Genomic DNA, 4,009 nt, shown 5'->3' with positions numbered 1-4,009 from the left:
GGCCGGCGTGGTGCCCCTGGGGACCCGGCAGCGCGCCGAAGGGCGGCGGCTGCGGAGCCGTGTGGCCCCTGGCGCCGGACGGGTCGGTGACCGGGTCGGGCGGCAGGACCGCACCGGCCATCGCGGACGGGCCGGCGTGCGGGTCCGTGGAACCCGGCGCCGCGCCCGCGTGGTGCCCGGGGGCCTCGGCCGGGAGGCCGGGGAACGCGGGCAGCGGCTGGACGGACGCCCCCGCCGAAGGCGCCCCGCTGGCGGCCCCGACCAGCCGTTCCTGGGCCTCGCGGGCGGTCGGGCGCTGCGCGGGCTCCTTGGCCAGGCACGCCTCGACGAGTTCGCGCATCGGGCTGGGCAGGTCGCCGAGGTCCGGGTCGGCGGTCAGGATCCGGTGCATGACCGTCGCCAGCTCGTCGTTGCCGAACGCGGGACGTCCCGTGGCGGCGAACACCATGGTCGTGCCCCAGGCGAACATGTCGGAGGCCGTGCTGACCTCGCTGCCGGTGAAGTGCTCGGGCGCCATGTAGGCGGGAGTACCGACGTTCTGCGTTTCCCCCGCCGCGCCCAGCGCGCGCGCCACGCCGAAGTCGATGACCCGTGGGCCGTCCGGCCCCATCATCACGTTGTGGGGCTTGAAGTCGCGGTGCACGATCCCGGCCTGATGGATCGCGGTGAGCGCCGTCAGGGTGCTGATGGCTAGCCGCTCCAGTGCCCCGCCCCTGCGCGGCCCCTCCGTGCGCACGACATGGTGCAAGGAAACGCCTGGGACGTACTCACTGACGATGTAGGGCTGGTCCCCGGCGACGTCGGCGTCTATGACCTGCGCGGTGCAGAACCGCGCCACCCGCTTGGCGACTTCAAGTTCGCGGACGAAGCGCGCGCGGGCGGACTCGTCCCCCGCGAGCCCGCCGTGCAGGAGCTTGATGGCGACGTGGTCCTCGGCGGCGCGGCCGTCCTCGGCGGCGCGGCCCGCGGACTCACCGGCGGGGCGGCCGAGGAAGACGGCGCCCTGGCCGCCCTCGCCCAGGCGGCCGAGGATCTCGTACCCGCCCAGCCGGGTCGGATCGCCCGACCGCAGTGGATGGGCATCCGGCATCGTCCTGTCCGTCACGCCACTCGCTCCCCGTCACTATCGGTGCATTGTCACTTTCGGCTCATCGGCGGAACATCGCCGCACCACCCCGGGCATCCCCGCAAGACTATGGACACAAGATGGTAGGTGCTCCGCGGAGCAGTTGATCTAGCCATGGCACCACCTTGGTTAACTGGACTACAGTCCGATTCAAGCGGGTTGAGAGGGCGTGCAGTGATGGACCGCGGTCCCGCCGGGAGGAGCGTCGACCTGGAGCTGATGCGGACGCCCCCGCCCAAGGAGCGCGCGGACGCCGCGCGCAACCGGGTGAAGGTCCTCGAAGCGGCCGCCGCGATGTTCGCCCGGCACGGCGTCGAGTCGGTCTCGATGGACGCGGTCGCCGCCGCCGCGGGCGTCGGCAAGGGGACGCTCTTCCGCCGCTTCGGCGACAAGGCGGGCCTGGCCGTGGCGCTCCTGGACGAGCGCGAGCGCGAACTCCAGGACGCGATCCTGTCCGGCCCGTCACCGCTCGGGCCGGGCGGCGGGGGCGAGGCCGTCCCGCCCGCCGAGCGCCTGCACGCCTTCGCCGACGCCTACCTGGACTACGTCCTGGAGCATCTGTCCCTTGTGCGCATGTCCGAGACGGCATCGCCGGGCGCCCGGTACCGCATCGGCGCCTACGGCTTCTGGCACCGGCACGTGACGATCCTGCTCGACCAGATCGTCGCCGACGGGGACGCGCTGGCGCACGCGCTGCTCGCCGTCCTCAGCGCGGAGCACCTGACCGCGATGATCGAGAACGTGGGCGCGGAACGCGCGCGCGCCGCCGTGCGCGCTCTCTTCGACGTGGCGGGCTCCTAGCAAGCCCTGGAGACGACGAGGCCCCGGATACGGCGAAGCCCCCGTGGCGGGCACGGGGGCTGTGCGGTGTCCGGCTCGGGCAGGGCCGGACTGGGCCGGGTCAGGCCGGTTCGGGTGTCCGCCGCTCGGGGAACTGCTCCGCCCGGCCGTTCCCATTGCCCGGCGGGCCCTCCTCGGCGTGGCCTCGTCGGCCGGCTTCGGCGTGGCCGCGTTCGAGCCGCGCGGCGACCATCAGGGCGCGCAACGACGTCGTCTTCACGTTCGCGTGGGCGCTGGAACGGGTTCTGGGGATGCTGCTGGGCAAGACCGGCCTCCGTGAGTTCGTCGACGTTAGTTGCAACTGCAAGATTTTCGCTCGTATTCCGAGTGATCGTCGCTTTTTCCACCGGCCGACTCCGGTCGCCGCTCGGCCGTCCCCCACGGTCGGCTCCCGGGCACGGGAGTGCTGGGCCTGCCGCTCACCGTGCTCTGCCCGCGCCTCACCGGGTTCGTGGCGGGCGCGCTCGTCGCGTCGGCCGTCGTGGCCGTCCGCCTGTGGCGCGCCCGCCGCCGAACCGTCAGAGGTACAGGCCCGGCCCCTCGGCGGCCGCCGAGGGGCCGGCGGGCTCCAGGTCGCCGGCCGCCAGGGTGGACAGTTCGGCCGCGTCCGACGAGTCGGTGAGGCGTTCGGACTGGGCGGCGACGGCGGCGTCGAGGAGGTTGCGCATGAGGCGCCCGTTCCCGAACGCGGGCCCGCGCGGGACGTCGCGGATCAGCGTGCGCAGCCGCGCGGGGACGCCGGGGCCCAGGCGGAGCCCCTCCGCGGCGGCGAGGTGCTCGAAGATCTGGACGAGCTCGTCGTCGGAGTAGTCGGGGAAGGCGATGCGCTTCGGGAAGCGGGACGCGAGCCCGGAGTTCGCGGCGAGGAAGGACTCCATCTCCCGCTCGTAGCCCGCGGCGATCACGACGAGGTCGCCGCGGTACTCCTCCATGAGCTGGACGAGCGTGGAGACGGCCTCCTGGGTGTAGGAGTCGCCCGCGAGGGAGTACGCCTCGTCGATGAACAGGACGCCGCCGAGGGCCTGCTCGACGGCGGCCCGCACCCGCGGGGCGGTCTGGCCGATGTAGGAGCCGATGAGGTCGGCGCGGGCGACCTCGACGAGGTGCCCGGACGACAGCAGCCCGAGATCGGCGTAGACGGAGGCGACGAGGCGGGCGACGGTCGTCTTCGCGGTGCCGGGGTTGCCGGTGAACACCATGTGCCGGGTCGGGACGGTGACCTGCTGCCCGGCGGCGCGGCGCAGGTCCCCGGCGCGGGCCTCGGCGGCGAGGCGGTGCACCTCCTTCTTCACGTCCGCCAGGCCGATGAGCCCGTCGAGCTCGGCGAGCGGGTCGGTGACGGGCCGGACGCGGGTGGCGCCGCTCAGCGTGTCCGGGATGTCCTCGGCGAGGAGCGCGGACAGGTCCTCCGGGGTGGGCTTGCGCAGGGCGGTGATGCGCCGGGCCTGGAGGACGGTGGCGCGCTCGCACAGGTTGCGCATGGTGCGGGCGTTGCCGAACGAGCGGCCGCGCGGGGCGCGGCGGAGCAGGTCGGCCACCCGGTCGCGGGCGTCCGGCGCCAGTTCGAGGCCGGCGGACTTCACCTGGGCGGAGAAGATCTCGATCAGCTCCCCGTCGGTGAAGTCCGGGAACCGGACCGTGCCGGGGAACCGGGACGCCAGACCGGGGTCGGACGCGATGAACCGCCGCATCTCCCGCTCGTATCCGGCGACGATGACGACGAGGTCCTCACGGTGGTTCTCCATGAACTTCAGCAGCTCGGCGACGGCCTCGGGGCCGAAGTCCTCCTCCACGCCCTCCTGGTGGAGCGAGTACGCCTCGTCGATGAACAGGACGCCGCCGAGGGCGCGCTGCACCACGTTCCGCGTCTTCACGGAGGTCTCGCCGATGTACTGGCCGACGAGCGTCGAGCGGGTCGCCTCGACGAGGTGCCCGGACGTCAGCACGCCGAGGTCCTTGAGGATGCGCGCGAACAGCCGGGCCACGACGGTCTTGCCGGTGCCGGGGTTGCCGGTGAACACCATGTGCCGGGCGGGCGGGGCG

Annotated in this window: 4 protein-coding genes; 1 reads left to right on the top strand and 3 read right to left on the bottom strand. The window is 73.6% G+C overall.

The features are described from left to right. On the bottom strand, positions 1-1,105 hold a 1,105-nt coding region (locus E1266_RS36070), incomplete at its 3' end, for a serine/threonine-protein kinase (RefSeq protein ID WP_243719317.1). A gap of 198 nt (positions 1,106-1,303) precedes the next feature. Here E1266_RS36070 and E1266_RS36065 point away from each other — a divergent pair. Beyond that, positions 1,304-1,927 (top strand): TetR/AcrR family transcriptional regulator, encoded by a 624-nt coding sequence (locus tag E1266_RS36065; protein ID WP_207946128.1) that lies wholly within the window; start codon positions 1,304-1,306, stop codon positions 1,925-1,927. A 100-nt stretch (positions 1,928-2,027) separates the two neighbouring features. Here E1266_RS36065 and E1266_RS36060 read toward each other — a convergent pair whose 3' ends face one another. Next, positions 2,028-2,231: a hypothetical protein gene (locus E1266_RS36060; protein ID WP_132054902.1), complete on the bottom strand. Its 204-nt coding sequence runs from the start codon at positions 2,229-2,231 to the stop codon at positions 2,028-2,030. Positions 2,232-2,484: 253 nt separating this feature from the next. Next, positions 2,485-4,009: AAA family ATPase (locus E1266_RS36055; RefSeq protein ID WP_132054900.1), on the bottom strand; the 1,525-nt coding region annotated here is incomplete at its 5' end.

Origin of the sequence: Actinomadura sp. 7K534, assembly GCF_004348575.1 — a bacterium.
Classification (GTDB): Bacteria; Actinomycetota; Actinomycetes; order Streptosporangiales; family Streptosporangiaceae; genus Spirillospora; species Spirillospora livida.
The sequence above is the reverse complement of the archived record's forward strand: the minus strand, read 5'-3'. Positions and strand labels throughout refer to the sequence as shown.